The 23,628-nt window shown below is 66.0% G+C and carries 20 protein-coding genes; 9 read left to right on the forward strand and 11 right to left on the reverse strand.

All coding sequences use genetic code 11. The features are described 5' to 3' along the window. Positions 1–85: 85 nt before the first annotated feature. From KW830_RS06040 to KW830_RS06050, 3 genes are read left to right on the forward strand one after another with little or no spacing between them, the layout of a single operon-like run. Entirely contained in the window at positions 86–1,792 is a 1,707-nt protein-coding gene (locus KW830_RS06040) for a SulP family inorganic anion transporter (RefSeq protein ID WP_218332482.1), read from the forward strand. Positions 1,793–1,847: 55 nt separating this feature from the next. Beyond that, positions 1,848–2,606, forward strand: coding sequence for a GGDEF domain-containing protein (locus tag KW830_RS06045; RefSeq protein WP_218332646.1), 759 nt, complete (start codon positions 1,848–1,850; stop codon positions 2,604–2,606). A gap of 10 nt (positions 2,607–2,616) precedes the next feature. Further along, entirely contained in the window at positions 2,617–3,468 is an 852-nt protein-coding gene (locus KW830_RS06050) for a MinD/ParA family protein (protein ID WP_115594675.1), read from the forward strand. 330 nt (positions 3,469–3,798) lie between these two features. Here KW830_RS06050 and KW830_RS06055 read toward each other — a convergent pair whose 3' ends face one another. Together KW830_RS06055 and KW830_RS06060 are read right to left on the reverse strand one after the other, a co-directional pair. After that, positions 3,799–4,212 carry a DoxX family protein gene (locus tag KW830_RS06055; RefSeq protein ID WP_218332647.1) on the reverse strand — a complete coding sequence of 138 codons (414 nt, stop codon included), beginning with the start codon at positions 4,210–4,212 and terminating at the stop codon, positions 3,799–3,801. A 27-nt stretch (positions 4,213–4,239) separates the two neighbouring features. Continuing rightward, positions 4,240–4,941: a pirin family protein gene (locus tag KW830_RS06060; RefSeq protein WP_218332483.1), complete on the reverse strand. Its 702-nt coding sequence runs from the start codon at positions 4,939–4,941 to the stop codon at positions 4,240–4,242. Positions 4,942–5,074: 133 nt separating this feature from the next. On the opposite strand from KW830_RS06060, the gene KW830_RS06065 reads away from it, so the two are divergent. The 5 genes from KW830_RS06065 to KW830_RS06085 all read left to right on the forward strand — a co-directional run bounded on the left by KW830_RS06065 (position 5,075) and on the right by KW830_RS06085 (position 10,074). Beyond that, a complete protein-coding gene (locus KW830_RS06065) occupies positions 5,075–6,043 on the forward strand; it encodes a LysR family transcriptional regulator (protein WP_066534548.1) in 969 nt (322 codons plus the stop codon). A gap of 60 nt (positions 6,044–6,103) precedes the next feature. Then, positions 6,104–7,207, forward strand: a complete 1,104-nt coding sequence (locus KW830_RS06070) for an NAD(P)/FAD-dependent oxidoreductase (RefSeq protein ID WP_218332484.1) — start codon at positions 6,104–6,106, stop codon at positions 7,205–7,207. Between the two features lie 62 nt (positions 7,208–7,269). Further along, the gene (gene gluQRS / locus KW830_RS06075; protein WP_218332485.1) at positions 7,270–8,307 is read left to right on the forward strand and encodes a tRNA glutamyl-Q(34) synthetase GluQRS; all 1,038 of its coding nucleotides are present in this window, start codon (positions 7,270–7,272) and stop codon (positions 8,305–8,307) included. Further along, on the forward strand, positions 8,264–9,016 hold the full coding sequence (gene trmB / locus KW830_RS06080; protein WP_218332486.1) for a tRNA (guanosine(46)-N7)-methyltransferase TrmB: 753 nt from the start codon (positions 8,264–8,266) through the stop codon (positions 9,014–9,016). The genes gluQRS and trmB overlap by 44 nt, the downstream gene beginning before the upstream one ends. Before the next feature lie 32 nt (positions 9,017–9,048). Then, complete coding sequence (locus tag KW830_RS06085) at positions 9,049–10,074, forward strand: GGDEF domain-containing protein (RefSeq protein WP_066534553.1); 1,026 nt, start codon at positions 9,049–9,051, stop codon at positions 10,072–10,074. 83 nt (positions 10,075–10,157) lie between these two features. On the opposite strand, the gene KW830_RS06090 is transcribed toward KW830_RS06085, so the two are convergent. The 7 genes from KW830_RS06090 to KW830_RS06120 all read right to left on the reverse strand — a co-directional run bounded on the left by KW830_RS06090 (position 10,158) and on the right by KW830_RS06120 (position 19,369). Beyond that, positions 10,158–11,405, reverse strand: coding sequence for a GGDEF domain-containing protein (locus KW830_RS06090; RefSeq protein ID WP_218332487.1), 1,248 nt, complete (start codon positions 11,403–11,405; stop codon positions 10,158–10,160). Positions 11,406–11,419: 14 nt separating this feature from the next. Further along, a complete protein-coding gene (locus KW830_RS06095) occupies positions 11,420–12,505 on the reverse strand; it encodes an ABC transporter substrate-binding protein (protein WP_218332488.1) in 1,086 nt (361 codons plus the stop codon). 229 nt (positions 12,506–12,734) lie between these two features. Then, positions 12,735–15,359: an alanine--tRNA ligase gene (gene alaS / locus KW830_RS06100; RefSeq protein ID WP_218332489.1), complete on the reverse strand. Its 2,625-nt coding sequence runs from the start codon at positions 15,357–15,359 to the stop codon at positions 12,735–12,737. Positions 15,360–15,541: 182 nt separating this feature from the next. After that, entirely contained in the window at positions 15,542–16,207 is a 666-nt protein-coding gene (plsY, locus tag KW830_RS06105; RefSeq protein WP_066534563.1) for a glycerol-3-phosphate 1-O-acyltransferase PlsY, read from the reverse strand. A gap of 94 nt (positions 16,208–16,301) precedes the next feature. Beyond that, positions 16,302–16,799, reverse strand: coding sequence for a Cys-tRNA(Pro) deacylase (gene ybaK, locus KW830_RS06110; RefSeq protein WP_218332490.1), 498 nt, complete (start codon positions 16,797–16,799; stop codon positions 16,302–16,304). Positions 16,800–16,970: 171 nt separating this feature from the next. Then, positions 16,971–18,029, reverse strand: a complete 1,059-nt coding sequence (locus tag KW830_RS06115) for an aldo/keto reductase (protein ID WP_218332491.1) — start codon at positions 18,027–18,029, stop codon at positions 16,971–16,973. 95 nt (positions 18,030–18,124) lie between these two features. After that, a complete protein-coding gene (locus tag KW830_RS06120) occupies positions 18,125–19,369 on the reverse strand; it encodes an ABC transporter substrate-binding protein (protein ID WP_370626094.1) in 1,245 nt (414 codons plus the stop codon). Positions 19,370–19,650: 281 nt separating this feature from the next. On the opposite strand from KW830_RS06120, the gene KW830_RS06125 reads away from it, so the two are divergent. After that, positions 19,651–20,580 carry an alpha/beta fold hydrolase gene (locus tag KW830_RS06125; protein WP_218332492.1) on the forward strand — a complete coding sequence of 310 codons (930 nt, stop codon included), beginning with the start codon at positions 19,651–19,653 and terminating at the stop codon, positions 20,578–20,580. 23 nt (positions 20,581–20,603) lie between these two features. On the opposite strand, the gene KW830_RS06130 is transcribed toward KW830_RS06125, so the two are convergent. Further along, positions 20,604–21,614 carry a tripartite tricarboxylate transporter substrate binding protein gene (locus tag KW830_RS06130; RefSeq protein WP_255578108.1) on the reverse strand — a complete coding sequence of 337 codons (1,011 nt, stop codon included), beginning with the start codon at positions 21,612–21,614 and terminating at the stop codon, positions 20,604–20,606. A 145-nt stretch (positions 21,615–21,759) separates the two neighbouring features. Then, positions 21,760–23,322 carry a class I adenylate-forming enzyme family protein gene (locus KW830_RS06135; RefSeq protein WP_218332493.1) on the reverse strand — a complete coding sequence of 521 codons (1,563 nt, stop codon included), beginning with the start codon at positions 23,320–23,322 and terminating at the stop codon, positions 21,760–21,762. Between the last annotated feature and the right edge of the window lie 306 nt (positions 23,323–23,628).

The following is a 23,628-nucleotide window of genomic DNA, read 5'->3' on the forward strand; positions in this document are numbered from 1 at the left end:
TGGTGCTATCCAATTCCATAGCAGCAACTGCGCTCCTGTCGAGCGCGCATCAGCGCTTTGCTGTGAAACCACGCACAATCGGGCCATGCTGACCTCTCTCGCCCGCTACTTCCCTTTTCTGGCCTGGCCCCGGCCCACCGCCGCGTTGCTGCAAGGGGAGTTCTGGGCCGGCCTGACGGTCGGGCTGATGCTGCTTCCCCAGGGCGTGGCCTACGCTGCGCTGGCAGGCATGCCGCTGATCACCGGCATCTATGCCTCCATTGTCCCGGCTTTGGTCGCGGTGCTGTTCAGCGGCTCTCCCCGGCTGGGCGTCGGCCCCACCGCCCTGAGTGCGCTGTTGATCGGTGCTTCACTGACAGGGCTGGCCGAGCCCGGATCCGCCCACTGGGTGCTGCTGGCAGCCTGGATGGCCATCCTGGCCGGTCTGGTGCAGGCCGCACTGGGGCTGGTGCGTGCCGGCTGGCTGCTCAACCTGGTCACCGCCCCGGTGCTGACCGGCTTCACCCAGGCGGCTGCGCTGCTGATCCTGGCTTCCCAGCTGCCAGCGGTGCTGGGCCTGCGCAGCACCTGGAGTGCCGTCTGGAACACACCCTCGCTCCAGCACTTTGATGGACACGCCATTGCCTATGGCGTGGGCAGCATTGCGCTGCTGGTGCTGGCCAAGCGCTGGCGCGCGGCCTTTCCGTCGGCGATTGTCATCATCGCCCTCACCGGCATCGTCAGTTGGGCCACGGGGTATGCCGATGCCGGTGGCGATGTGGTGGGCCATCTGCCCAGCGGCCTGCCGCAGCTCACATGGCCCGGCATGCTCAGTTGGGAGGAATTCAGCGCGCTGATCCTGCCGGTGCTGGTGATCTCGCTGGTCAGCTTCCTGGAAACCGCGTCCAGCGCCCAGGTCGAGCACCAGCAGGCAGGCACCCGCTGGAACGAGAACCAGGACCTGATCGCCCAGGGCCTGTCCAAGATCAGCGCCGGCTTGTTCGGCAGCTTTGCCACCAGCGCATCGTTCTCGCGCTCGGCCGTCAATCTGCTGGCCGGCGCCAAGACCGGCTACTCCAACCTCTTTGCCATCCTGCTGGTGGTGGTGGTGGTGCTGTGGTTCATTCCCGCGCTCTACCATGTGCCGCAGGCCGCGCTGGCGGCCATCGTCATCACGGCCGTGGTCAACCTGATCAAGCCCCGGGCCATCCTCTACCTGTTCCAGATCTCCAGGGTGGAAGGCTGCATTGCCCTGGCCACCCTGCTGCTGACGCTGCTGACCGCACCGCAGATGTACTGGGGGGTGTTTGCCGGCATTGTGCTGAGCCTGGGCTATTTTCTGTACCAGCGCCTGCACCCCCGCATCATCGAAGTGGCACCCCACCCCGACGGCAGCCTGCGCGACCGCCACCTCTGGCAATTGCCCGCCATCGCCCCGGAGGTGCTGGCCCTGCGCATGGATGCCGAGCTGGATTTCGCCTCCGCACAGTCGCTGGAGCGCCACATCACCGACCAGCTGGCACAGCGCCCGGACATCCGCATCCTGTATCTGGCCGCCTTGCCCATCAACCGCATCGACGTGACAGGCGTCGAAATGTTCGTGCGCCTGCGGCGGTCCTTGCAAAAGCAGGGAATTGCCCTGCATATCGGGGGAATGAAACTCCCCGTGGAACAGATACTGGTACGTGCCGGAGCACTGGTGCCCGGCGATGACCTGGTGCTGTACCGAACCGATGCCCAAGCTCTCTCGTCCCTGGCCCCTTCAACTCCGACGCCAAAAACGTCGGTGCCGCCAGGGTATGCGCGAGGCTGATACACTCCCGTCACACTTTCGAACAATTTTCGTGACTGGATCTAAGGCTTTCCCCATGGTGTCCCTGCAGGATCTGCAATTGGAAGCTGCGCGCGCACTGGTAGGTGCCGGCCAGCTGCCTGCAGACGCTGAGCCTGCTCGCTATCTGCAGGCCCTCATTGATGGTCTGTGCGAGCTGTCGCTCAAAGATCCACTCACCGGTCTGTCCAACCGCCGCCAGCTTTTCACGGTCATCGACTGTGAACTGGACCGGGTGGCCCGTTCGGGCGAAGCAGCCCTGCTGCTGATGCTGGACATCGACCACTTCAAAAACATCAACGATGCCCATGGCCACGTGGCTGGCGACCAGGTGCTGCAAGCCGTGAGCCGCGTGCTGGCCGACAGCGTGCGCCCCATGGACACCCTGGTGCGCTTTGGTGGCGAGGAATTCGCCATCGTCCTGCCGGCCTGCCATGCCGCGTTCGGCAAATCGGTGGCCGAACGCATCCGCCGGGCGGTCGAAGCCGTGCGCGTGCCCATTTCCCCCACCCAGGAGCTGCAGGTCACTGTGAGTGTTGGCGGCGCTTTCGCGCTCCAATGGATCCGCAGCACCCGCAAACTGTGGCTGGAACGTGCGGACCAACAGCTCTACCGCTCCAAAAGTGGCGGTCGCAACTGCGTGCATATCGAAGAACAACCGGACAGTACCGTTTCTGCAGAAGAAAAAAGCTTACTATTTGGGCCTTTGACCCACATGCCGTCCACTTGGGCGGATGTATCCGAAGATGCCGCGGCGTGGAACGCCGTGGATGAGCCTGCCGGCAGCGTCAACTGAAAGCAATAAGATGAGCGACGTGCTGTCCCCCCCTTCCCCGTTAGCCACTGCCCAGTCCACGCATGTACCGTCTTCGCGTGGTTCGCGTGCGCACATCATTGCCATCACCAGTGGCAAGGGTGGCGTCGGGAAAACCTTTGTCTCCGCCAACCTGGCGGCAGCCCTCACCCGCCACGGCCTGCGTGTGCTGGTACTGGATGCCGACCTCGGTCTGGCCAATCTGGACGTGGTGCTGAACCTCTACCCCAAGGTCACGCTGCACGATGTGTTCACCGGGAAAGCCACGCTGGACGAAGCGGTGATCACCGCGCCCGGTGGCTTCTCGGTGCTGCTGGCCGGCTCCGGCATGGTGGAATATTCCCGCCTGACCCCGGAGATCCGCAACCAGCTGATGCATGTGATCGACACGCTGGCACCCCGCTACGACGTGGTGCTGCTCGACACCGGCGCCGGCATTTCCGACGTGGTGCTGTTCTCCGTGTCGCTGGCCTCCGAAGTGCTGATCGTGGCCACGCCCGAACCCACCTCGTTGACCGATGCCTACGCCGCCATCAAGGTGCTGACCACCCAGCAAAAGCGCCACAACATGCGCCTGGTGATCAACCAGGCCGCACGCCCCGGTGACGGCCGCGCCATCACTGGCCAGCTGCAACAGGTGCTCAACCGCTTTGTCAGCACGGAATCCGGCAACCCCATGCGCCTGATCCACATGGGCGACATTCCCGCCGACAAGGCCGTGCGTGAATCGGTAATGCGCCGCCAGTTGCTGCTGCACAGCATGCCTGGCTGCCCGGCAGCCCTGGCCGTGGCCCAGTTGGCCAACAAGATCAAGACCATGCTGACCCCGGTGGAGTACGCCTGAGCGGCCTCCAGCCCCAGCGCTCAAGAACAACGGTGCAGTTATCTGCACCGTTTTTTTATTGCAGCAGGCTTGAAAGCACGTCACAACCCTTGGGCGGCGCGGCATGCCAAACTGCCCGCGGCGGCGCCAGCACCACCGCCCGAAATCGCGTGCAGGCCGGCTCTGCATGGCGGCTCTGCGGCAGACCATGCGCCCCGGCCACCAGTCCATTGCCCATCAGCACCCATCAGCACGCCTGGAGTGCTGCCGCCCGCACAACAAAAAAGGCGCCCAGTGGGCGCCTTTGGAAAGTGGGCAACACCGCCGCAAGGCGGCATTGCGCAGCACAGCTTACAGGGTACGGCGACGGCCATCCACACTGAAGGCGCCCGCACCGAAGGCGGCGAAGGCCAGCAGCCCACCCACCACTGCCACGTTCTTGTTGAACAGCAGTTGTTGCATGCCTGCCTGATCGGCCGGCAGCCCCCAGTAGGCATGGAAGAAAAAGCTGGCCACCAGCGTAAAGAACGCCAGCACCAGGGCCGCCCAGCGTGTGCCCCAGCCCAGCAGCAGGGCGATGCCCCCCACCAGCTCGATCAGCAGACCGATGCCGACGGCCACCGTGGGCATCGGCATGCCCATGGCCCCGGCATAGCCCACAGCCCCGGCAAAGCCGCTGATCTTGCCGAATCCGGCCGGGATGAACAGAAAAGCCATCAGGATGCGCCCGACCAGCGCAAAGACGTTCTGAGAAGAATTCCACATCATGTTGCGTGCTCCTAGTTGTACCAATCAGGCGGCCAGATCAAACACCAAGACCTCGGCCTGGCTGGCCTGGTCCAGCGTGAGACTGGATTCATTCTCGATAAGCGCAGCATCCCCACTTGTCAGCTTTTGTCCATTGATGGACACCGCGCCCGAAACGACAAACACATAGGCCTTGCGCTGTGCATCCAGGGCCTGGTGCAGTGCGGTGGAACCGTCCATCAGCGTGGCGTAGATACGGGCATCGGCGTTGAGCTGCACGGAGTTCTCGGTGCCTTCAGGCGATGCCACCAGGCGCAGGATATTGGTTTTCTCTGCATTGGTGAAGCGCTTTTGCTCGTAGCCGGGCTCCATGCCCTGGCGCAGCGGCAGCAGCCAGATCTGCAGGAAATGCGTGGTCTGGCCGGCAGCGTGGTTGTGCTCGCTGTGCACCACCCCACTGCCGGCAGTCATGCGCTGGACCTCGCCCGGCGCAATCACCTGCTCGTTGCCCATGCTGTCCTTGTGCGAGAGCTGGCCCGACATCACATAGCTGACGATTTCCATGTCACGGTGACCATGGGAGCCGAAGCCGGTGCCGGGAGCGATGCGGTCTTCATTGATGACGCGCAGATTGCCCCAGCCCATGTGGGCCGGATCGTAGTAGCTGGCGAAGGAAAAGCTGTGCTGGGACACCAGCCAGCCATGGTCGGCGTGGCCCCGGTCGGCGGATTTGTGGATGCGGATCATCGCGGTGCTCCTTGTGTGAATGGCGGGCTGCGCGCTGTTGTGCAACCCATGGATGTACTGTAGGGCGGGGGCTGTTGCAGGGGGCAACATGGGTTTGATGGCATCATTCAAATCTTTTGCATCCTGCACTGCCATGCCCCAACCCCGCGACGTGCTCACCCCCGACAGTCTGTCCATGCTGCAGGTGATTGCCGACACCGGCAGCTTTGCCGCCGCCGCGCGCACCCTGGGCCTGGTCCCCAGCGCCCTGACCTACCGCGTGCGCCAGATGGAAGAGGCGCTGGATGTGCTGCTGTTCGACCGCCGCTCGCGCCAGGCCCAGCCCACCGAAGCCGGCCAGGCCCTGCTGCAGGAAGCCGACCGCCTGCTGCAGGACATGGACGCCGTAGCCCACCGCGTCAAGCGCGTGGCCACCGGCTGGGAACCGCAGCTGACCATCGTGGTCGACGGCGTGATCCACCGTGCCACCCTGCTGGACCTGGTCGAAGCCTTTTACGCCCTGCACCCTCCGACGCGCCTGAAGCTGGTGGAAGGCATTCTGTCCGGGACGCTGGAGACCCTCACCTCTGGCCGCGCCGACCTGGCCATCGGCGTGAGCGTGCAGTCCAGTGACACCGCCAGTCTGCAGACCCGTGATCTGGGCGACATGATCTTCCGCTTTGCCGTGGCACCCCACCATCCGCTGGCCAATGCCGCCGAACCCATCGACGACGAAACCCTACTGGCCCACCGGCTGATCGTGGTGGCGGACTCCGGCGTGCGCGACGCTGCCAGCGTGGGCCTGCTCGGCGGGCAGGACACCCTCACGGTGGGCAGCATGCCCGCCAAGATCGAGGCGCAGATCCGCGGCCTGGGCTGCGGCTTTCTGCCCGACAGCATGGTCGCGCCCTATGTTGCAGCCGGCTTGCTCCGCGTCAAGGACGTTGCCCGCCCCACGCGTAATATGCGGCTGCGCTATGCGTGGACACCTTCGGCGCACACCCGCCCCGGCCGGGCCCTGCAGTGGTGGCTGGAACAGCTGGAAAGCCCCACCACCCGCAACGCCCTGCTGGCCCATTCACGGCACCCCCACCTGCCCGGCGGCGGGTCGGATGCAGTGTAGAGTGTGAACCGGAGTGCACGCCCAGCGCCGCGCACCCCATACCCATAACGGAGACTCTCCATGCCGCGCAACGCAGCCTACGACACCCCTCTGCCCGCTCCCTCCCGCCCCTATCACATCGCCATCATCGGCGCCGGCATGGCCGGCACTGCCTGCGCCCGCACCCTGGTGCAGGCCGGCTTTCGCGTGTCGGTCTTCGAACAGGAAGCCCAGGCCGGCGGCCGCATGGGCCATGTCGACACCGCCAACGGCAGCTTCGATGCCGGCGTGCAGTTCTTCACCGTGCGCGACCCACGCTTTGCCCAGGCACTGGACGTGACCGTACCGGGCCTGTGCCGCCCCTGGAGCGCCACCACCATCGTGGTGCTGGACGAAACCGGCAAGAAAGTCGCCCGCCCCAATGGCAAGGAACACCACTGGGTGGCCTGCCCCGGCATGGGCGATCTGGTGCGCACCTGGGCCGCCCCGCTGGAGCGCCATGGCATGCTGCACACCCGCACCCAGGTGCAGGCCCTGGAACGCGACCGCCTGCACCCGGACCAATGGCAGCTGCGCGTCTCCAGCCCGGATGACGCCCCCAATGTCTATGCCGGCTTCGACGCCGTGGTGCTGGCCATCCCCGCGCCGGCAGCCACCCTGCTGCTGCGCGGCAGCGGCGTGCAAAGCCCGCTGACCCTGCCGCTGTCGGAAGTGGAAATGGAGCCCTGCTGGACCATGATGCTGTCCTTCCCCCAGGCCATGCAGCCCGGCGTGACCACACTGGGCCCGGACTGGAACGTGGCCAGCAGCACCCACCACCGCATTGCCTGGCTGGCGCGCGAATCGTCCAAGCCCGGCCGCTCGCTCAAGGAACGCTGGACCGTGCACGCTAGCGCCGAATGGTCGCTCAAGCACCAGAATGACAGCCCGGCCCGCGTGTTGGCCAAGCTGCACAAGGCTTTCACCGAAGTGACGGGCATCCGCGTGCAGCCCAGCCACATGGATGTGCGTCTGTGGCCCCACGCCCGCACCAGCACCCCGCTGGGCCAGTCGTTTGCCTGGGACTCGCACGAGCAGTTCGGCGTCTGCGGCGATTGGTGCGTGGGCATGCGCGTCGAAGACGCATTCCTCTCCGGCCTGGATCTGGCGCTGGCCATTGCCGATCAGGTGGACAATCCAGCCTGATCTCCTGCGGCCTGCGGGCCGGCACCCTGTGATGGTGCCGCCTGCCAGGCCTGTGCCCGCACATGCCTGACTCTGCCTGCCCACCTTCGGCCGCTGCTGCGGCCTCCTTGCCCACCACGGCCGCTCCCTACTGCGGCCGTTTTGCACCCTCCCCCACCGGCCCGCTGCACAAGGGCTCGCTGGTCGCCGCCCTGGCCAGCTGGCTGGATGCCCGCGCCCATGGCGGCACCTGGCTGGTGCGCATCGAAGACATCGATCCACCACGCTGCCAACCCGGGGCCGATCAGTACATCCTGCAGCAGCTGGCCCAGTGCGGCCTGTATCCCGACGCCCCTCCGGTCTGGCAATCGCAGCGCCAGGCGCACTACGCCGCCGCGCTGGAGCAGCTGCGACACAGCGACCTGGCCTATCCCTGCGGCTGCGGACGCCGTGACCTGGAAGCCGCCTGGGCGGCCCAGGGCGTGGTCCATGTGCGCCATGTGGAGCGCCCCTATCCCGGCACCTGCCGCCACGGCCTGCACGGCAAACCGGCACGCAGCTGGCGCTTCCGGCTCGATGAATATGTGCGGAACTGGCCTGCGAGGCAGGCGGCCGGGGCTACACCGGCCGGCTTTGCACTGGAAGATGGCTGCCTGCGCTGGCAGGACCGGCGGCTGGGCCTGCAAACCCAGCATCCCGCCGAGGCCGTGGGCGACTTCATCCTGCAGCGCGCCGACGGCCTGTATGCCTACCAGCTGGCCGTGGTGGTGGACGATGCGCTGCAGGGCATCACCCATGTGGTGCGCGGCGAAGACCTGACCGACAACACCCCCCGCCAGATGCTGCTGCAGCATGCCCTGGGCGTGCCGACACCGGCCTATCTGCACACGCCACTGGTGCTGATGCCCGATGGAGAAAAACTCTCCAAGCAGCATGGCGCCACACCACTGGATCTCAGCGACCCATTGTTTGCGCTATATCAAGCCGCCTCTGTACTGGGCTTGTCGCCCGTGGAGAGCCCCGCGACAATCCCGGACGCCTTGCACACATGGGTCCTGAATTGGCAGGGCTTTTACAATGCGGCCCGTGACCGATACTCCTCATACCCCCGCTGCCCCTGATGCAGCCCCCACCCCGCAAGGCCAGGCGCCTGCCGGTGTGCTCCACCCCAAGACCATCCGCAGCTTCGTCCGCCGCACCGGCCGTGTGACCACCGGCCAGGCCAAGGCGTTTGAAGACCTGGGCCCCCGCTATCTGCTGAACTACCAGAACGCCCCGCTGGACGCGCAGGCCGCCTTTGGCCGCACCGCGCCACTGATTCTGGAAATCGGCTTTGGCATGGGCGAAGCCACGGCACACATCGCCCGTGTCCGCCCGGATGACAACTTCCTGTGCTGCGAAGTGCACGAGCCTGGCGTGGGCGCCTTGCTCAAGCGCATTGGCGAGCACGACATCACCAACATCCGCATCCTCCAGCACGATGCGGTGGAAGTGCTGGAGCAGATGCTGCCCGAAGGCTGCCTGGACGGCATCCACATCTTCTTCCCGGACCCCTGGCACAAGAAGAAACACAACAAGCGGCGTCTGATCCAGAGCGCTTTTGTGGCCAAGTTGACCGCTCGTCTGAAAGTCGGTGGCTATATCCATTGCGCCACAGACTGGCAGCCTTATGCGGAACAGATGCTGGAAGTGCTGGACGCCGAACCTTTGCTGCGCAACACTGCCGAAGGCTATGCGCCGCAACCCGACTACCGCCCGCTGACCAAGTTCGAAAACCGCGGCCTGCGTCTGGGCCATGGCGTGTGGGACGTCGTTTTCCGCCGCGTATAGCCCCCCCAGTTCATTGAGTCCGACAAGGCAGCATGCAAATTCTTCAGAACCTGGTTGAGATGACCGGCCACCGCGATCATGTGCGGTTGGAAGTGTCGGTACTCTCCACCATGCAGCAGCTGCCCCACGTGACCAATGTGCGCGCGCTGGAGTTGTCCGAGCAGGCCGAAGGCACCCTGATCCGCCCCCGCACCTGGCTGCAGGACGGCGAGATCCTGTCTTCCGACTGCGAAGCCTCCAGCGACCAGCGTGGCCAGCCCCTGCACACGCTGCCACCGCTGGCCGAGTGCATCCAGCAGGCCCGCAGCAGTGCCCGCCACAGCGACGGTCCCCACCACCATGTGCTGTGGCTGCCGGTGTGGATGCACAACAAGGCGCGCACCTGCCTCGAGATCACCCAGTCCCGCCCTTTCAGCACCCAACGCATCGAGGTGCTGCAAGGCATCTTCCGCGTCTACCAGAACTACCAGAGCCTGCTGGACTACAGCGAACGCGATGCACTGACCGGCCTGCTCAACCGCAAGACCTTTGACGAGCAGTTCATCCGCTTTGCCAGCCTGGAAGCCAATGCCAGCGTCGCCGCTGCGCCGCACAGCCTGAGCGACGAGGTTCCCCAGCAGTGGCTGGCGGTGGTGGACATCGACCACTTCAAGCAGGTCAACGACCGCTTCGGCCACCTGTTCGGCGACGAGGTGCTGATCCTGGTGGCCAATCTGCTGCGCGCCTCGTTCCGCACCCAGGACCGCATCTTCCGCTTTGGCGGTGAAGAGTTCGTGATCCTGCTGCGCGCCGCCTCGCTGAAGGAAGCGCACCAGGTGTTCGAGCGTTTTCGCAAGACCGTGGAATCCCACGCTTTCCCGCAGCTGGGCCAGATCACCGTCAGCCTGGGCTTTACCAGCACACGCCTGTGCTCGCCGGTGGAAATCCTGGGACAGTCCGACCAGGCCCTGTACTACGCCAAGCAGCACGGCCGCAACCAGGTCTGCCACTACGAGAGCCTGGTGGCCGAAGGCGCCCTGGGCCACCAGGTGGCACACGACGACGTCGAGCTTTTCTAGCCTCGCCCCGCAGCCTCCTGGAACGCCCACCCACTGCTTTCAATCTGCTGCTTTTCCAGCAGCACCATGCGCTGGGCAACAACTTACAACGCCATGCGGATGCAGTTGCGGCCATCGGCCTTGGCCTGGTAGAGCATGCTGTCGGCCCGCTCCAGCAGGCTGCACAGCGTCTCACGGCCACGCAGCTGGGCAATGCCGAAGCTGGCTGTCACCTGCAGCGCCACGCCTTGCGCCCACACAGGGTCGGTACGCACAAAATCGGCCAGCCGCTGCGCCGATTCCAGCGCCTCGCGGGCCGTGGTTTCCGGCATCACCAGCAGAAACTCCTCGCCCCCATAGCGCGCCACCCAGTCCACCTGGCTGCGCAGATGCGTCTGCAGGCGCAACGCCACTTCCCGCAGCACGATGTCCCCCACGCCGTGGCCATGCTGGTCGTTGATGGCCTTGAAATGGTCGATGTCCACAAACACCAGCGACAGCGGCCGGCCATAGCGCAGGCTGCGCTCCAGCTCGGACGGCAGGCGCTCATCCAGTGCGCGGCGGTTGAAACAGCCCGTCAAGGCATCGGTCAGTGACAGGCGCTTGACCTCATCCACCAGCACTTCCAGCTTTTGGGTGCGATCGGCCACCAACCCGTCCAGATTGTCGATGTGGCTGCGCACGTCCCCCTGCAGCTGCAAAAAGCCCTGGACCACCAGGTCAATCTCATCGGACTGCGCGCGCTGCGGGCGCTGCAGCTGCAGCGGCTTGCTCAGCGCGTTGGGTTTGAGCCCGGCGGCAAAGCGCGCAATCTGGGACAACGGTTGGCGCAGCTCGCGCCCCAGCACCCAGGCCACCATCACGCAGATCAGCAGCGTGAACAGCGCATAGCCAAAGGTCACGCGCAGCGTGGACTGCGCCATGGTGGACAGAAAGTACTGCGGGTCGGCCCAGATCTCCAGCACCCCCAGTGCAATCGCCTGTCCGTCCGGCGGCATGATCTGCACCGTCACGGTGGCCGGCACGTCCCGCACATTCCGGCCGCTGCTGAAGGTCTCGCCCGTGGCCAGCGCCTGCACCTGCACCTGGGCCACCTCCGGCAGTGCGCCCATCCAGTCGACCTGTTCACGCACGGCCCTGGGATCGATGTCCCACAGTGCCATCGACAGGTTGCGCATGCTGTTGTCCGCCAGCAGGCGCATGGACCGCTCGAAGCTGGCCTGTTCATGCCGGAACTCGATCCAGGCATGCAGCCCGCCCAGCGCCAGCATGCAGCCCAGCGACAGCCAGACAATGCGCTGGATCAGCAGCGTGGAAATGGAGCGAAAGCGCGTGGTGTCTGCAGACGACATGAAGAGGCCGCGGGCTAGCGCAGCAAACGGCCGATGTCGAAGTCGTAGCGCTTCAATTTCGGCTGGTGAAACTTGCTGAAGGCCTTGAAGTCCACACGCGTCTGCACCTGTGCAAAACGTGACTCGAAGGCCGGAATATTGGCTTCATTCAGCAGCATGAACATGGGGTAATGCAGCTCCAGCCCCTCGGAGGCGAAGTCGATGCCCCGGAAATGGTCGTAGAGCATCACCAACGCCCAGGCACCCGCCAGGAAGTGGCCGCCGGCAAGCGCCGTCAGCTCCCCACGCCTGCGGGCATCCAGGGCCTCCTGCGAGGTGTTGATGGCGCTGAACAAGGCATCCTTGCCAGGCATGCCGCCTTGCTGCCGCCAGGCCTCCATGGCGCCAAAAGCCATCTGGTCGCTGCCGGCCCAGACCAGGCGGGCATCGGGATAGCGCTGGTACAGCACCTTGGCCTGCTCGTGCGCCCGCTCGCGCAGCCACTCGCCATAGACCTGCTGGGTGAACACCACCTCCTTGGCTTCCTGCACCGCACGCAGCATGCCCCTGTTCCGTGCCGCCGAGGCGGTGGTGGAGCGGTCTCCGGCCACCGCGATGAAGTGCAGCTTGCCGTCAGCGCCGCGCAGTTGCGGCATGGTGCGCGCTTTCTGGATCAGCGCCCGGGCGGTCATATAGCCCGCATCTTCCGCACGCGGCTCCATGCTGCCCAGCCAGAACGGATAGCGCTCGCGCGGGCGGCCGGTCTGGGCATGCAGATCCTCCGGGATGCCGCTGAACACCATGAACACCGGAATCCCGGCACCTTCCAGCGAGCGCAGGATTTCGGGGCCCACGCTGTAGTCGTTGGTGACCACCAGGTAGTCCGGCTTGCTGCGCGCCGGCCGCTGTGCGATTTCCTTGGCCAGCGTGATCGGCATCAGGCGATTGCGCTCGGCATAGAGGATCTCCAGCTCCATGCCCAGGCTGCGTGCCGACTGTTGCATCACCTGCGACACCGTCACCCAGTAGCCCTCGCTGCTCTTTCCCGGGTTGATGAAGGTCACGCGCTGCGCCGCCGCCCCCGTCGCGACACCCAGCAGCAATGCCAGGCATGTCGTCATGGCACGCAAAGCGGCCCAGCTCCCGCACTGGCGCAGACAGTCCTGTGTCTTACTACATCCCAGCGCAAGGCGGGCAATCAATCGCATCGTGGAGTTTCCTGGCGCGTGCAGCCTCACCCCGGGCCGTCACAGCAAAACCCAGAACGATAACGAAAAAAAGCCCGCGCATGGCGGGCTTTTTCATGCATGGCCGGAAAACATGGTTTTCCGCTGCCGCAGCGACGATGTTTTACAGACGCTCGGACACCCAGGCCTGTACCGAGGCCAGAGCGGCCGGCACTGCCGCTGCGTCCGAGCCACCGGCCATCGCCATGTCGGGCTTGCCGCCGCCTTTGCCGCCTACTTGCTGGGCCACAAAGTTCACCAGCTCGCCAGCCTTGACCTTGGCGGTTTCGGCCTTGGTCACACCGGCAGCCAGCTGCACCTTGTCGCCGTCCACGGCCGCCAGCACGATCACGGCCGCACCCAGCTTGTCCTTGAGCTTGTCCATGGTGTCGCGCAGGGTCTTGGCGTCGGCGCCATCGAGCTTGGCCGCCAGCACCTTCACGCCGTTGATTTCGACGGCCTGCGTGGCCAGTTCATCGCCCTGGCTGGAAGCCAGCTTGCCCTTGAGGGCGGCGATTTCCTTTTCCAGCGCCTTGATCTGCTCCAGCGCACCGCCGATGCGGTGGGTCAGCTCGGCAGCGGGCGCCTTGAAGGCCGCCGCAGCCTGGTCCACGGTGGATTCCAGCGACTGCAGATAGGCCAGCGCATTCTCGCCCGTCACCGCTTCGATACGGCGCACGCCAGCAGCCACACCCGATTCGCCCACCACCTTGAACAGGCCGATGTCGCCCGTGCGGTGCACGTGGGTGCCGCCGCACAGCTCGCGGCTGGTACCGATGTCCAGCACGCGCACGGTTTCACCGTACTTCTCGCCGAACAGCATCATGGCGCCGGTCTTCTGGGCGCTTTCGATGTCCATCACGCGGGCATCGGTGGCGCTGTTGGCCAGTACCTCGGCATTCACGCGGGCTTCGATCTCGCGGATCTGCTCGGCCGTCACCGGCGCGTTGTGTGCAAAGTCGAAACGGGTGCGCTCGGCGTTGACCAGCGAGCCCTTTTGCTGCACGTGGCTGCCCAGCACTTCGCGCAGGGCCTTGTGCATGAGGTGGGTGGCCGAGTGGTTGCGCACCGTGGCTGCGCGCAGCTGGGTGTCCACCTGTGCCTGCACGGCGTCGCCCACCTTCAGGCTGCCGGCTGCCAGCTGGCCATGGTGACCAAACACATCGGCCTTGATCTTTTGCGTGTCTTCCACGGCAAAGCGTGCGTCGCCAGCGGCGATCACGCCCTGGTCGCCCACCTGGCCGCCGGATTCGGCGTAGAACGGGGTGGTGTCCAGCACCACCACGCCGGACTGACCGGACTGGAGCTCGTTCACGCTGACGCCATCGGCGTAGAGGGCCACGATCGTGGCCGGCTCGGCCAGCTTGTCGTAGCCGGTGAAGGTGTTGGCAGCGCCGGTGTACTCCAGCGCACGGTCCATCTTGAACTTGCCGGCCGCACGGGCCTGGTTCTTCTGCTGCTCCATGGCCGCGTGGAAGCCGGCCTCGTCCACCGACAGGCCACGCTCGCGCGCCACGTCGTTGGACAGGTCCAGCGGGAAGCCATAGGTGTCGTGCAACTTGAAGGCCACATCACCAGGCAGCACCTGGGTGCCGCCAGCCAGTGCGCTGTCCAGGATTTCCATGCCGTGGGCCAGGGTCTCGAAGAAACGCTCTTCCTCGACCTTCAGCACCTCGGTGATGCGGGCTTCCTGTTCGCGGATCTTGGGATAGGCATCGCCCATGGTGGCGACCAGGTCCTTGACCAGCTTGTGGAAGAACGGGGTCTTCTGGCCCAGCTTGTACCCGTGGCGGATGGCGCGGCGCACGATGCGGCGCTGCACATAGCCACGGCCTTCGTTGGAAGGGATCACGCCGTCGGCCACCAGGAAGGCGGTCGCACGGATGTGGTCAGCAATCACCTTCAGCGAGGGGTTTTCCAGATCGGCGGTATGGGTCTCGCGGCCGGCCGCCTTGATCAGGTGCTGGAACAGGTCGATCTCGTAGTTGCTGTGCACATGCTGCAGGATGGCCGCCAGACGCTCCAGGCCCATGCCGGTGTCCACGCAGGGCGCAGGCAGCGGCTTGACGTTGCCCTGCTCGTCCATGTCGAACTGCATGAACACGTTGTTCCAGATTTCAATGAAACGGTCGCCGTCTTCATCGGGCGAACCGGGAGGACCGCCGGCAATGTGCGCACCGTGGTCGTAGAAGATTTCCGAGCAGGGACCGCAGGGACCGGTGTCGGCCATCATCCAGAAGTTGTCGGACTTGTAGCGGCCGCCCTTGTTGTCGCCGATGCGGATCACGCGCTCGGGCGGCAGGCCGATCTCCTTGGTCCAGATGTCGTAGGCCTCATCGTCCTCGGCGTACACGGTGGCCAGCAGCTTGTCGGCCGGCAGCTTGTAGACCTCGGTCAGCAGCTCCCACGCCCACTTCAGCGACTCGCGCTTGAAGTAATCACCGAACGACCAGTTGCCCAGCATCTCGAAGAAGGTGTGGTGGCGTGCGGTGTAGCCCACGTTCTCCAGGTCGTTGTGCTTGCCGCCGGCGCGCAGGCAGGTCTGCACGCTGGTCGCACGGTTGTAGGGGCGCTTGTCCGTGCCCAGGAACACGTCCTTGAACTGGACCATCCCGGAGTTGGTGAACATCAAGGTGGGGTCGTTGCCCGGCACCAGCGGGCTCGATTCCACGATGGTGTGGCCCTTGGATGCGAAAAAGTCCAGAAACGTCTTCCGGATGTCGGCAACGGAGAAAGTGGGAGTGCTCATGGATATGGGGGTTTCGGTGTGCCAGGAGCCGAATTGCTTGCTACGGCACGGAACAACCTTTGATTATAGGTTTGGCCCACCGCCCTCCGCCTGCACCGCGGCATTCCCGCGACGCCCCCACCAGCAAAAAGCCCCGCAGCGCAGGCTGCAGGGCTTCGGTGTGGGGTGGTGGAAGGCCAGGCTCAGTGCTTGGCGGCCTTGCCCTTGGCGGCTGCGGCCTTGTCTTTCTTGCTGCCGATCTTGCTTTCCTGGCCCTTGAGCAGGCGGCCGATGTTCTGCGCATGGCGCCACAGCAGCAGGGCCGACATGGCGATGATGGCGGCCAGCAGCGGCTTTTCTGCCGACCACAGGCTGCCGTCCAGCAGCACGTAGTACACCGGCGCGGCAATGGAGGCGATCAGGGCCGACAGCGAGGAGTAGCGGCTGATGACCGCCACCGCCAGCCAGGTCAGCAGCACCAGCAGGCCCAGCCAGCCGCTGATGCCCAGCAGCACACCCAGCGCCGTGGCCACGCCCTTGCCGCCCTTGAACTGGAAGAACACCGGGAACAGATGGCCCAGGAAGGCCGCAATGGCCACCAGCGCCAGCGTGCCCTCTTCCAGCCCGAACTGTGGGCCGGCATATTTCACCAGCACCACGGGCACAAAGCCCTTGAGCGCATCCAGCAACAGCGTCACGGCCGCCGCCTTCTTGCTGCCCGAGCGCAGCACATTGGTGGCGCCGGGGTTGCCGCTGCCATAGGTGCGCGGGTCACTGAGGCCGAAAGCGCGGCTGACGATGACGGCAAACGACAGCGAACCGATCAGGTAGGCAAGCACGGTGGCCAGGGAGGGAAGCAATGCGTTCAAGAGAGAAATCCTTGCCTGCCCTCCAAGGCAGGCGGCTGGTATTTGTTGTTTTTCCGGTTTTGGCGGGGCCGGCCAGGGCCGGTCCGCGAAGCGCTTATTGTGCCAGCGCGCACTGCACCGGCTTGGCGTCCAGCAGCTCCACACAAACCCGGGGGGCGATCTGCACCAGGAAACCACGGCGCCCGCCGTTGATGGCGATGCGCGGCAAATCCAGGATGCTGGACTCGATATAGACCGGCATCTCCTTGCGCGTGCCAAACGGCGAAGTCCCGCCCACCAGATAACCGCTGTGGCGGTTGGCCACTTCGGGCTTGCAGGGCTCGACACTCTTGGCGCCGATCTGGCGCGCCAGATTCTTGGTGGACACGGTGCAGTCGCCATGCATCAGCACCAGCAGCGGTCTGGCATCCTGGTCCTGCATCACCAGGGTCTTGACCACCGCATGCTCGTCCAGCCCCAGCTGGCGTGCCGATTCACTGGTGCCACCATGCTCCACGTACTCATACGGGTGCTCGGTGAACTCCACCTTGTGCGCCTTGAGCAACTGTGTGGCCGGGGTCTCGCTCACATGGGCTTTGTCTTTTTTTGCCATATTCTCTGAATGGATAGCCTCGCCTCCCACACGCCCGACAAGCGCGTGGAAGACCGATGGAATCAGGGGAGCCGGCCCTGGGCACCGTACGGCACACAGCCCTGTCCCTTGCAGCGCAGGTGCGCAAGTACGCAAGGCAAGCAGCGCCGCTTCAGCGGGCGCGGCGCCCTGTCACTGCGCCGGGTCGCGGTGCTGCCAGCGGATGGCATCGATCTGCGCCAGCAGTTCCGCAGACAGCTGCGTGCCCCAGATCGCCAGGTCTTCGTCGAGCTGCGCCAGGCTGGTCACGCCAATGATGGTGCTGGCCACCTGCCACTTGGTGAAGCAGAACGCCAGGGCCATCTGCGACGGCGTCAGGCCGTGCTGGCGCGCCAGTGCGTTGTACAGGCGGGCCACGGGCAGCACCTCGGGGCGACCCCAGCGCTGCTTGCGCACCGATTCATACTTGGCAATGCGGCCCTGCGGGGAATCCGGTGCCTGCGTGCCCATGGCGTCGTACTTGCCGGACAGCAGGCCCACGCCCAGCGGCGAATAGGCCAGCAGACCCACACCCAGGCGGTCGCAGCTCTCGTCCATGCCGTTTTCCCAGCTGCGATTCAGCAGGCTGTAGGGGTTTTGCACGCTGGCGACGCGCGGCAGGCCATATTCCTCGGCCAGGCGCACAAACTCGTGCACGCCATAAGGCGTTTCGTTGGACAGGCCCACATGGCGGATCTTGCCCTGCTGCACCAGTTTGGCCAGTGTCTCCAGCTGTTCGCGGATCGGGGTGGCCGAGTTGTCCTTGGCCGGCTCGTAGTACAGCGCGCCGAAGGCAGGCACATGGCGCTCCGGCCAGTGGATCTGGTAGAGGTCGATCACATCGGTCTGCAGACGGCGCAGACTGCCCTCGCAGGAGGCCACGATGTCGGCACTGCTCAGGCCCGTGCCTTCGCGGATCCAGGGCATGCCACGCGAGGGCCCGGCCACCTTGCTGGCCAGCACCACCTTGTCGCGCTGGCCGGGGTTGGCCTTGAACCAGTTGCCCAGAATGGTCTCGGTCGCACCGTAGGTGGCTTCGCGCGCCGGCACGGCATACATCTCGGCCGTGTCCCAGAAATACACGCCACGCTCCAGCGCACGGCTGAGGATGCGGTGGGCATCCGCCTCGTTCACCTGCTCTCCAAAGGTCATGGTGCCCAGGCAGATGGGGCTGACTTTCAGGCCGCTGCGGCCCAGTTCGACATGCTGCATGCTTGCTTTCCTGCTCTTCACAATAGTGTTCAAGTGTAAGGAGCTGGCAGCCCGGTTGCAGACAAACCGGGCGGAATCCGTACCGCGAGATGGCTTCAGGGGGCAGCCTGGGCCTGCGCCAGGGCCTGTTCCGCGAGCTGGCGCGCACGCCGGTAGTTGTTGCGTGCCGTCTCGCTCCAGATGGCCTGCAGCCGCTCCCACTGGGCATCGGCCGGGGCACCCGCCGCCGCCAGCCATTGCCGGCTGCTCGCCTCCATGGCCGGCACCACCGGCGTATAGGCCACTTTGCGGGCCGATGCCAGCAACGCCGCACCCTGCCGGCTGGACCGGCTGCGCAAGGCCCGGTCTGCGGCATGGATGGCACGGGTCGCGGCCTGCAGCTCGGCCAGGGGTTCCGTCACCACCAGGTCAAACAGTCGGCTCACCAGCTGGTAGCGCGTGCTGGAGAGCTCCACATCAAACTGCAGGCGCGAGCGCTGGGCCTGCTGGTAAGGGTCCGGGTAGCCCGCCGGCACGTGCAGCACCGCGGCCGGCAGCACCGGCAGGCGGTTGATCCGGGGGTCCAGCAACAGTTGCTGCCCCGGTGGCGACAGGGTGAAGGCCATGAAGCGCTTGGCCTCGTCCGGGTTGCGCGCCCCGGCCACCAGGCCGATGCTGGCCGGCAGCACCGGGGCCATGGTGGCGTAAGCGAAATCCACCGGCATGCCGGAGTACTTGGCCGCCAGGCCGAACGCGTCGATCACCAGACCGGCGCCATAGCTGCCACGCGCAATGCCCCGGGGCACGGCATAGCTGTCGGGAGAGATCTCCGCCGCATTGCCCGCCAGCTGCAGCAGCAGCGCCCAACCCTGTTCCCAGCCCAGGCCCTGCAGCATGCTTTCCACCATCAGGTGGGTGGTACCGGAGCGCGAAGGCGCGCTCAGCACCACATGTCCGGCATAGGCGGGCTGGGCCAGATCCTGCCACTCCTGGGGTTCCCGGATCTGGCGCTGGCGCAGATAGTCGCTGTTCCACATGATGCCGTAGCCCGACAGCGACTGGCCAAAATAGCGTCCGCTCGCATCGTTGAGCGCATGCGGCCCCACCTTGGCTGGCACCTGGGGGTTGCGCAGCTCGGGGGCAGGCTGCAGCAGCCCTTTGCGCGCCAGCAGCACAAAGGCTTCGATGGACGAGGCCCAGACAATATCCGGCCGCTTGCCCGCCGGGCGCTGCTCCACCTCGCGCAACAGCTCGGCGGTGCTCTTGGCCACGATCTCCAGGCGGATGCCCGGATGCTGGCGTTCGAACGCCAGGCGGTAGGCCCGCATCATTTCCTGCGACAGCGAGCTCACCACCGTCACGGTCTTGGCCTGTGCCAGTGCCGGCGGCCAGCCGCTGCACAGGCACAGAAAAAGGGCCGCAGCCCATCGAAAACTGGCAAGCTTGACTGGTCTCTCCACTCCGGCCCCCCATGTCACGCAGTGCGTCACGCGCCGGACAGTCCCGCCCACCCGTGCCGCATCGGTTGCTATAGGATTTGCTGCAGCTACTGTAGTGCGCGCAACCGCCGGCGCGTGCACCGTTCACCCCTTCCACGGGCATTTATCTGACAGCCGTACCGCCTTTGCTCCGACATACCGACATGTACCAGCCCCAACGCGCCGCCACCAGCCAGCACCTTCCGGTGCGCACCCTCTCCTACCATGTGCGCACCTGGGGCCAGCCCCGGCCCGATAGCGCCCCCCTGGTACTGGTGCATGGCTGGATGGATGTCTCCGCCTCCTGGCAGTTTGTGGTGGATGCCTTCAGCCAGGCGTTTGCACAGGGGCGGCAGATCATCGCCCCGGACTGGCGCGGCTTCGGGCTCAGCCCCATGCCCGCGCCCTGCGACAACTACCACTACGCCGACTACCTGGGCGATCTGGACGCGCTGCTGCGCCACTGCGTGCCGGGAGACGGTGCCATCGATCTGGTGGGACACAGCATGGGCGGGAATGTGGCCATGTTCTACGCTGGCGCCCGTCCGGCACGCATTCGCCGCCTGGTGAACCTGGAAGGCTTTGGCATGCCTGCCAGCCGCCCCGCCCAGGCCCCCAGGCGCACCGCCCAGTGGCTGGACGAGCTGCAGCAACTTGAGAGCGGCACCATCGCCCTCAAAACCTATGCCAGCGTGGAAGAGGTGGCCCAGCGCCTGCGCAAGACCAACCCGCGCCTGCCGGCCGACAAGGCCCTGTGGCTGGCCCAGCACTGGTCGGCCCCGCAGGCCGATGGCCGCTGGGCCATCCTGGGCGACGCTGCACACAAGATTGTCAACCCCCAGCTGTTCCGTGTGGACGAGGCCCTGGCCCACTACGCGGCCATCACCGCGCCCCTGCTGGCGGTGGAAGCCAGCGACGACAGCCTGGCCGGCTGGTGGAAAGAGCGCTACACGCTGGCCGAATACCACCAGCGCCTGCAGTCCGTGCCCGACTGCCGCCTGGCGCGGGTCGAAGACGCCGGCCACATGCTGCACCACGACCAACCCGCCGCCGTGGCGCGGCTGATCGAGGATTTCTGCACCGCCGCCGATTGAAGCCTGCGGCCTCCAGCAGGCCGCTATTTCGCCTGCAGGCCCAGCATCTCGACCACGGCTTTCTCCTTGCGCATCGATGCCTGGGCAAAGGCATGGAAATCCTGCGGACTGCGGTAGTCCGGCGCCATGTCGAAGCGCTCCAGCACCTGGACAAATGCCGGGCTCTGCATGGCCTGGTGGAAGGCATCGTGCAGCGTGCGCACAATCGCCGGATCCATGTTCCTGGGGCCAACCAGCCCCCAGGGCGACTTCTGCACAATGTCGGCACCGCTTTCCTGTAGCGTGGGCACGCCGGGAAAGCGCGCCATGCGCTTGTCGCCCCACACCGCCAGCAGCCGCAGCTTGCCTGACTCCACATAGGGGACAAAGGCCGACGTCTCAGCCGCCGACGCCACCTGCCCGGCCAGCAGCGCCTGCAGGGAGTCGGCCGAGCCCTTGTACGGCACGTGGTTCAGCACCATGCCGAACTGGCGCGAGAGCTGCTCCATCGTCAGGTGGTTGGTGGTGGCAATGCCCGGCGTGCTGTAGGTCAACTCACCCGGGTGGGCCTTGGCGTAGGCCACATAGTCCTGCAAGGTCCGCAGCGGCGAGTTCGCCGGCACCACGATGCCGAAAGCATAGCCCGTCAGGCCGATGATATAGGTCAGATCGGTATCCGGGCTCCAGCGGATGTTCTGGGTGTACGGCAGGCGGTAGATGCCGGCCGGTGCAATCGCCAGCGTATAGCCATCGGCAGGCGCGTTGAGGATGCCCTGCACCCCCAGCACGCCGCCGGCGCCGGGCTTGTTCTCGATCACCACCGGCTGGCCCAGGATACGCGCCACCTGCTCGCCCAGCACGCGCATGGGGGCGTCGGTCGATCCACCCGGCGCAAAGCCGATGGCAATCTTCAGCGGTTTGCGCGGGTAGCCGGCAGCGGCGCCAGCAGCCCAGCTTCGGGCGGGCTGCAGTCCGGCCAGCGGGGCCAGCAAAGGGCTCAGCACCAGTGCAGCAGCCATGCGGCGGCGGCCCTGCCTCATGCGGGAATCGGTCATGGAAGGTCTCCAGTTATGAAAGGGATGCGCTCAATGCGCGCCAGATGCGCCACCCAGATGCGCCGCCCAGGTGTGCGGCTCAGGTGTGCAGGCCTGTGCAGCGCGTCTCGGTGTGGTGTGTCTCTGCCGTTTGCGGGTGCCGGTATCACACCGCCGGGCCGCCGGCCCAGTGCTTCAGCACATGCTTGAGGATCTTGCCCGTGGGTGCGGCCGGCAGCGCCTGCACAATGCGGATCTCGCTGGGCACCTTGTAGGGCGACAGCTGTGCGCGCAGCCACTGGCGCAGCTCCTGCAGGTCGGGGTCCATGCCGGCCTTCACCTCGACAAAGGCCACCACCTCTTCGTTGTCCGCCACCTCGCGCCCCACCACGGCCGACTGGACAATGGCTGCATGGCTGTTGAGCACCTGCTCCACTTCCACCGGATAGACATTGAAGCCCGAGCGGATGATCAGCTCCTTGCTGCGCCCCACCACCTCCAGCGCACCATCCGCCCCCTGGCGCGCCATGTCGCCGGTGTTGAACCAGCCCGCAGCATCCAGCACCTGGGCGGTGGTGACGGCGTCGCGGTAGTAGCCACGCATGCGTCCCGGGCTGCGCACCCAGAGCTCGCCCACCTCTCCTGCCGCCACCGGCAGGCCGCCTGGGCCACGCAGGCTGGCCTCCACGCCCGGAATCGGCTGGCCCACGGCACAGTCCGCACGCGGCGCACCGCGCGTCTGGGCAATGGTGGGGCCGGTTTCGGTCAGACCATAGCCGTTGTGCAGCGTCTGGCCCAGCGCCTGCTCGACCTGGGCCTTGAGGCTGGGCGTCAGCGGTGAGCCTGCCACCCCGATCAGGCGCAGAGCCGGTGCACGCAGCGTCTGCTGCTGCGAGCGGCTCCATTCCAGCAGCCGGGCAAACAGCGCCGGCACGCCCACGAACAGGGTGACGTCCTGCTCCCCCAGCGCCCGGGCGGCGGCCTCCGGCCTGAAGCGGGCTTCCAGCAGCAGGCTGGCGCCGGCGCACAGACTGCCCAGAAACTGGGTCGACAACCCCACCACATGGGCCATGGGCAGCACGCCATAGACCCGGTCGCGCGGGCCGATCTCGCGGATCTCGCGCGCCGACTGCGCCACAAAGAGCAGGTTGGCGTGCGTCAGCATCACCCCCTTGGGATGGCCCGTGGTGCCCGAGGTGTAGACCAGGGCCGCCACCTGCTCTGCCGGATCGGCGCTGCAAGGCTCCGCCTGGGCCTGTGCGTTCAGCGGGCCCAGACCCAGTGCCCCCACCGGGGTGTCCCAGCCTACCGCCTCCGCATGGCGGGCATGGACCACAGCTTCGGGCGAGACATGGGTCAGGTAGACCACACGGCGGGCACCGGAATGCTCCTTGAACTGGGAAATTTCCCGCTCCGACAAGCGCGCGTTGACGATGCTCGACCAGGCATCCAACTTGCTGGCAGCCACAAAAAGTGCGCAGGCGGCCACGCAGTTCTCGCCCACCACCAGCAGGCGGTCGCCGGGGCCCACCCCGGCCTGCTGCAGCTGCTGGGCCAGTGTATCGCTCGCCGCCCACAGTTGCTGGTAGCTCAGGCAGTGCTGGGCATCCTGCACGGCCAGATGGCTGGGCTGACGCTGCACCCAGGGGGCAATCGCCTCATGGATGCGGCGCGGCGCTGAAGAAAGGGTCGGGGCCGTCAAGCCGGCCTCCACAGTGTCTGCGGGCATGGTGTCTCCTGTCTGGTGGGGGTCACAGCGGTCCGACATGGCTGCTGCGCTGGAAAAGTGTAGGAGCGCCCCCGGCCCGGTGGGCTCTTTTCCAAAACCGCCATGCGGAACATCACCTCCAGAAAGACACCCTTGTCATTTGGCCATCGCTGCGCTAATGGCACAGGCACCATCTTGTGCCGCAGACCGGTTCATGGGGCGGCAGACTGCAGCTGTCCATGCCGCTGCAAAACCGCTGTGCGGAACTTGATCTGTGCCGCCGGCGGTTGCAAACGGTCCACGCCCTCCACAATCGATCCCAGTGGC

Source organism: Comamonas sp. CMM03, assembly GCF_019218715.1.
Lineage (GTDB): Bacteria > Pseudomonadota > Gammaproteobacteria > Burkholderiales > Burkholderiaceae_C > Comamonas > Comamonas terrigena.

Bases quoted from the DNA above. Each gene is read 5' to 3' on its own strand.
- KW830_RS06085 (WP_066534553.1), top strand. From the start codon at position 9,049: ATGCAAATTCTTCAGAACCTGGTTGAGATGACCGGCCACCGCGATCAT.
- KW830_RS06130 (WP_255578108.1), bottom strand. From the start codon at position 21,614: ATGACCGATTCCCGCATGAGGCAGGGCCGCCGCCGCATGGCTGCTGCA.
- KW830_RS06125 (WP_218332492.1), top strand. From the start codon at position 19,651: ATGTACCAGCCCCAACGCGCCGCCACCAGCCAGCACCTTCCGGTGCGC.
- KW830_RS06115 (WP_218332491.1), bottom strand. From the start codon at position 18,029: ATGCAGCATGTCGAACTGGGCCGCAGCGGCCTGAAAGTCAGCCCCATC.
- KW830_RS06090 (WP_218332487.1), bottom strand. From the start codon at position 11,405: ATGTCGTCTGCAGACACCACGCGCTTTCGCTCCATTTCCACGCTGCTG.
- KW830_RS06070 (WP_218332484.1), top strand. From the start codon at position 6,104: ATGCCGCGCAACGCAGCCTACGACACCCCTCTGCCCGCTCCCTCCCGC.
- ybaK (WP_218332490.1), bottom strand. From the start codon at position 16,799: ATGGCAAAAAAAGACAAAGCCCATGTGAGCGAGACCCCGGCCACACAG.
- KW830_RS06065 (WP_066534548.1), top strand. From the start codon at position 5,075: ATGCCCCAACCCCGCGACGTGCTCACCCCCGACAGTCTGTCCATGCTG.
- KW830_RS06040 (WP_218332482.1), top strand. From the start codon at position 86: ATGCTGACCTCTCTCGCCCGCTACTTCCCTTTTCTGGCCTGGCCCCGG.
- KW830_RS06135 (WP_218332493.1), bottom strand. From the start codon at position 23,322: ATGCCCGCAGACACTGTGGAGGCCGGCTTGACGGCCCCGACCCTTTCT.
- trmB (WP_218332486.1), top strand. From the start codon at position 8,264: ATGCGGCCCGTGACCGATACTCCTCATACCCCCGCTGCCCCTGATGCA.
- KW830_RS06060 (WP_218332483.1), bottom strand. From the start codon at position 4,941: ATGATCCGCATCCACAAATCCGCCGACCGGGGCCACGCCGACCATGGC.
- alaS (WP_218332489.1), bottom strand. From the start codon at position 15,359: ATGAGCACTCCCACTTTCTCCGTTGCCGACATCCGGAAGACGTTTCTG.
- KW830_RS06045 (WP_218332646.1), top strand. From the start codon at position 1,848: ATGGTGTCCCTGCAGGATCTGCAATTGGAAGCTGCGCGCGCACTGGTA.
- KW830_RS06095 (WP_218332488.1), bottom strand. From the start codon at position 12,505: ATGACGACATGCCTGGCATTGCTGCTGGGTGTCGCGACGGGGGCGGCG.
- gluQRS (WP_218332485.1), top strand. From the start codon at position 7,270: ATGCCTGACTCTGCCTGCCCACCTTCGGCCGCTGCTGCGGCCTCCTTG.
- KW830_RS06055 (WP_218332647.1), bottom strand. From the start codon at position 4,212: ATGTGGAATTCTTCTCAGAACGTCTTTGCGCTGGTCGGGCGCATCCTG.
- KW830_RS06050 (WP_115594675.1), top strand. From the start codon at position 2,617: ATGAGCGACGTGCTGTCCCCCCCTTCCCCGTTAGCCACTGCCCAGTCC.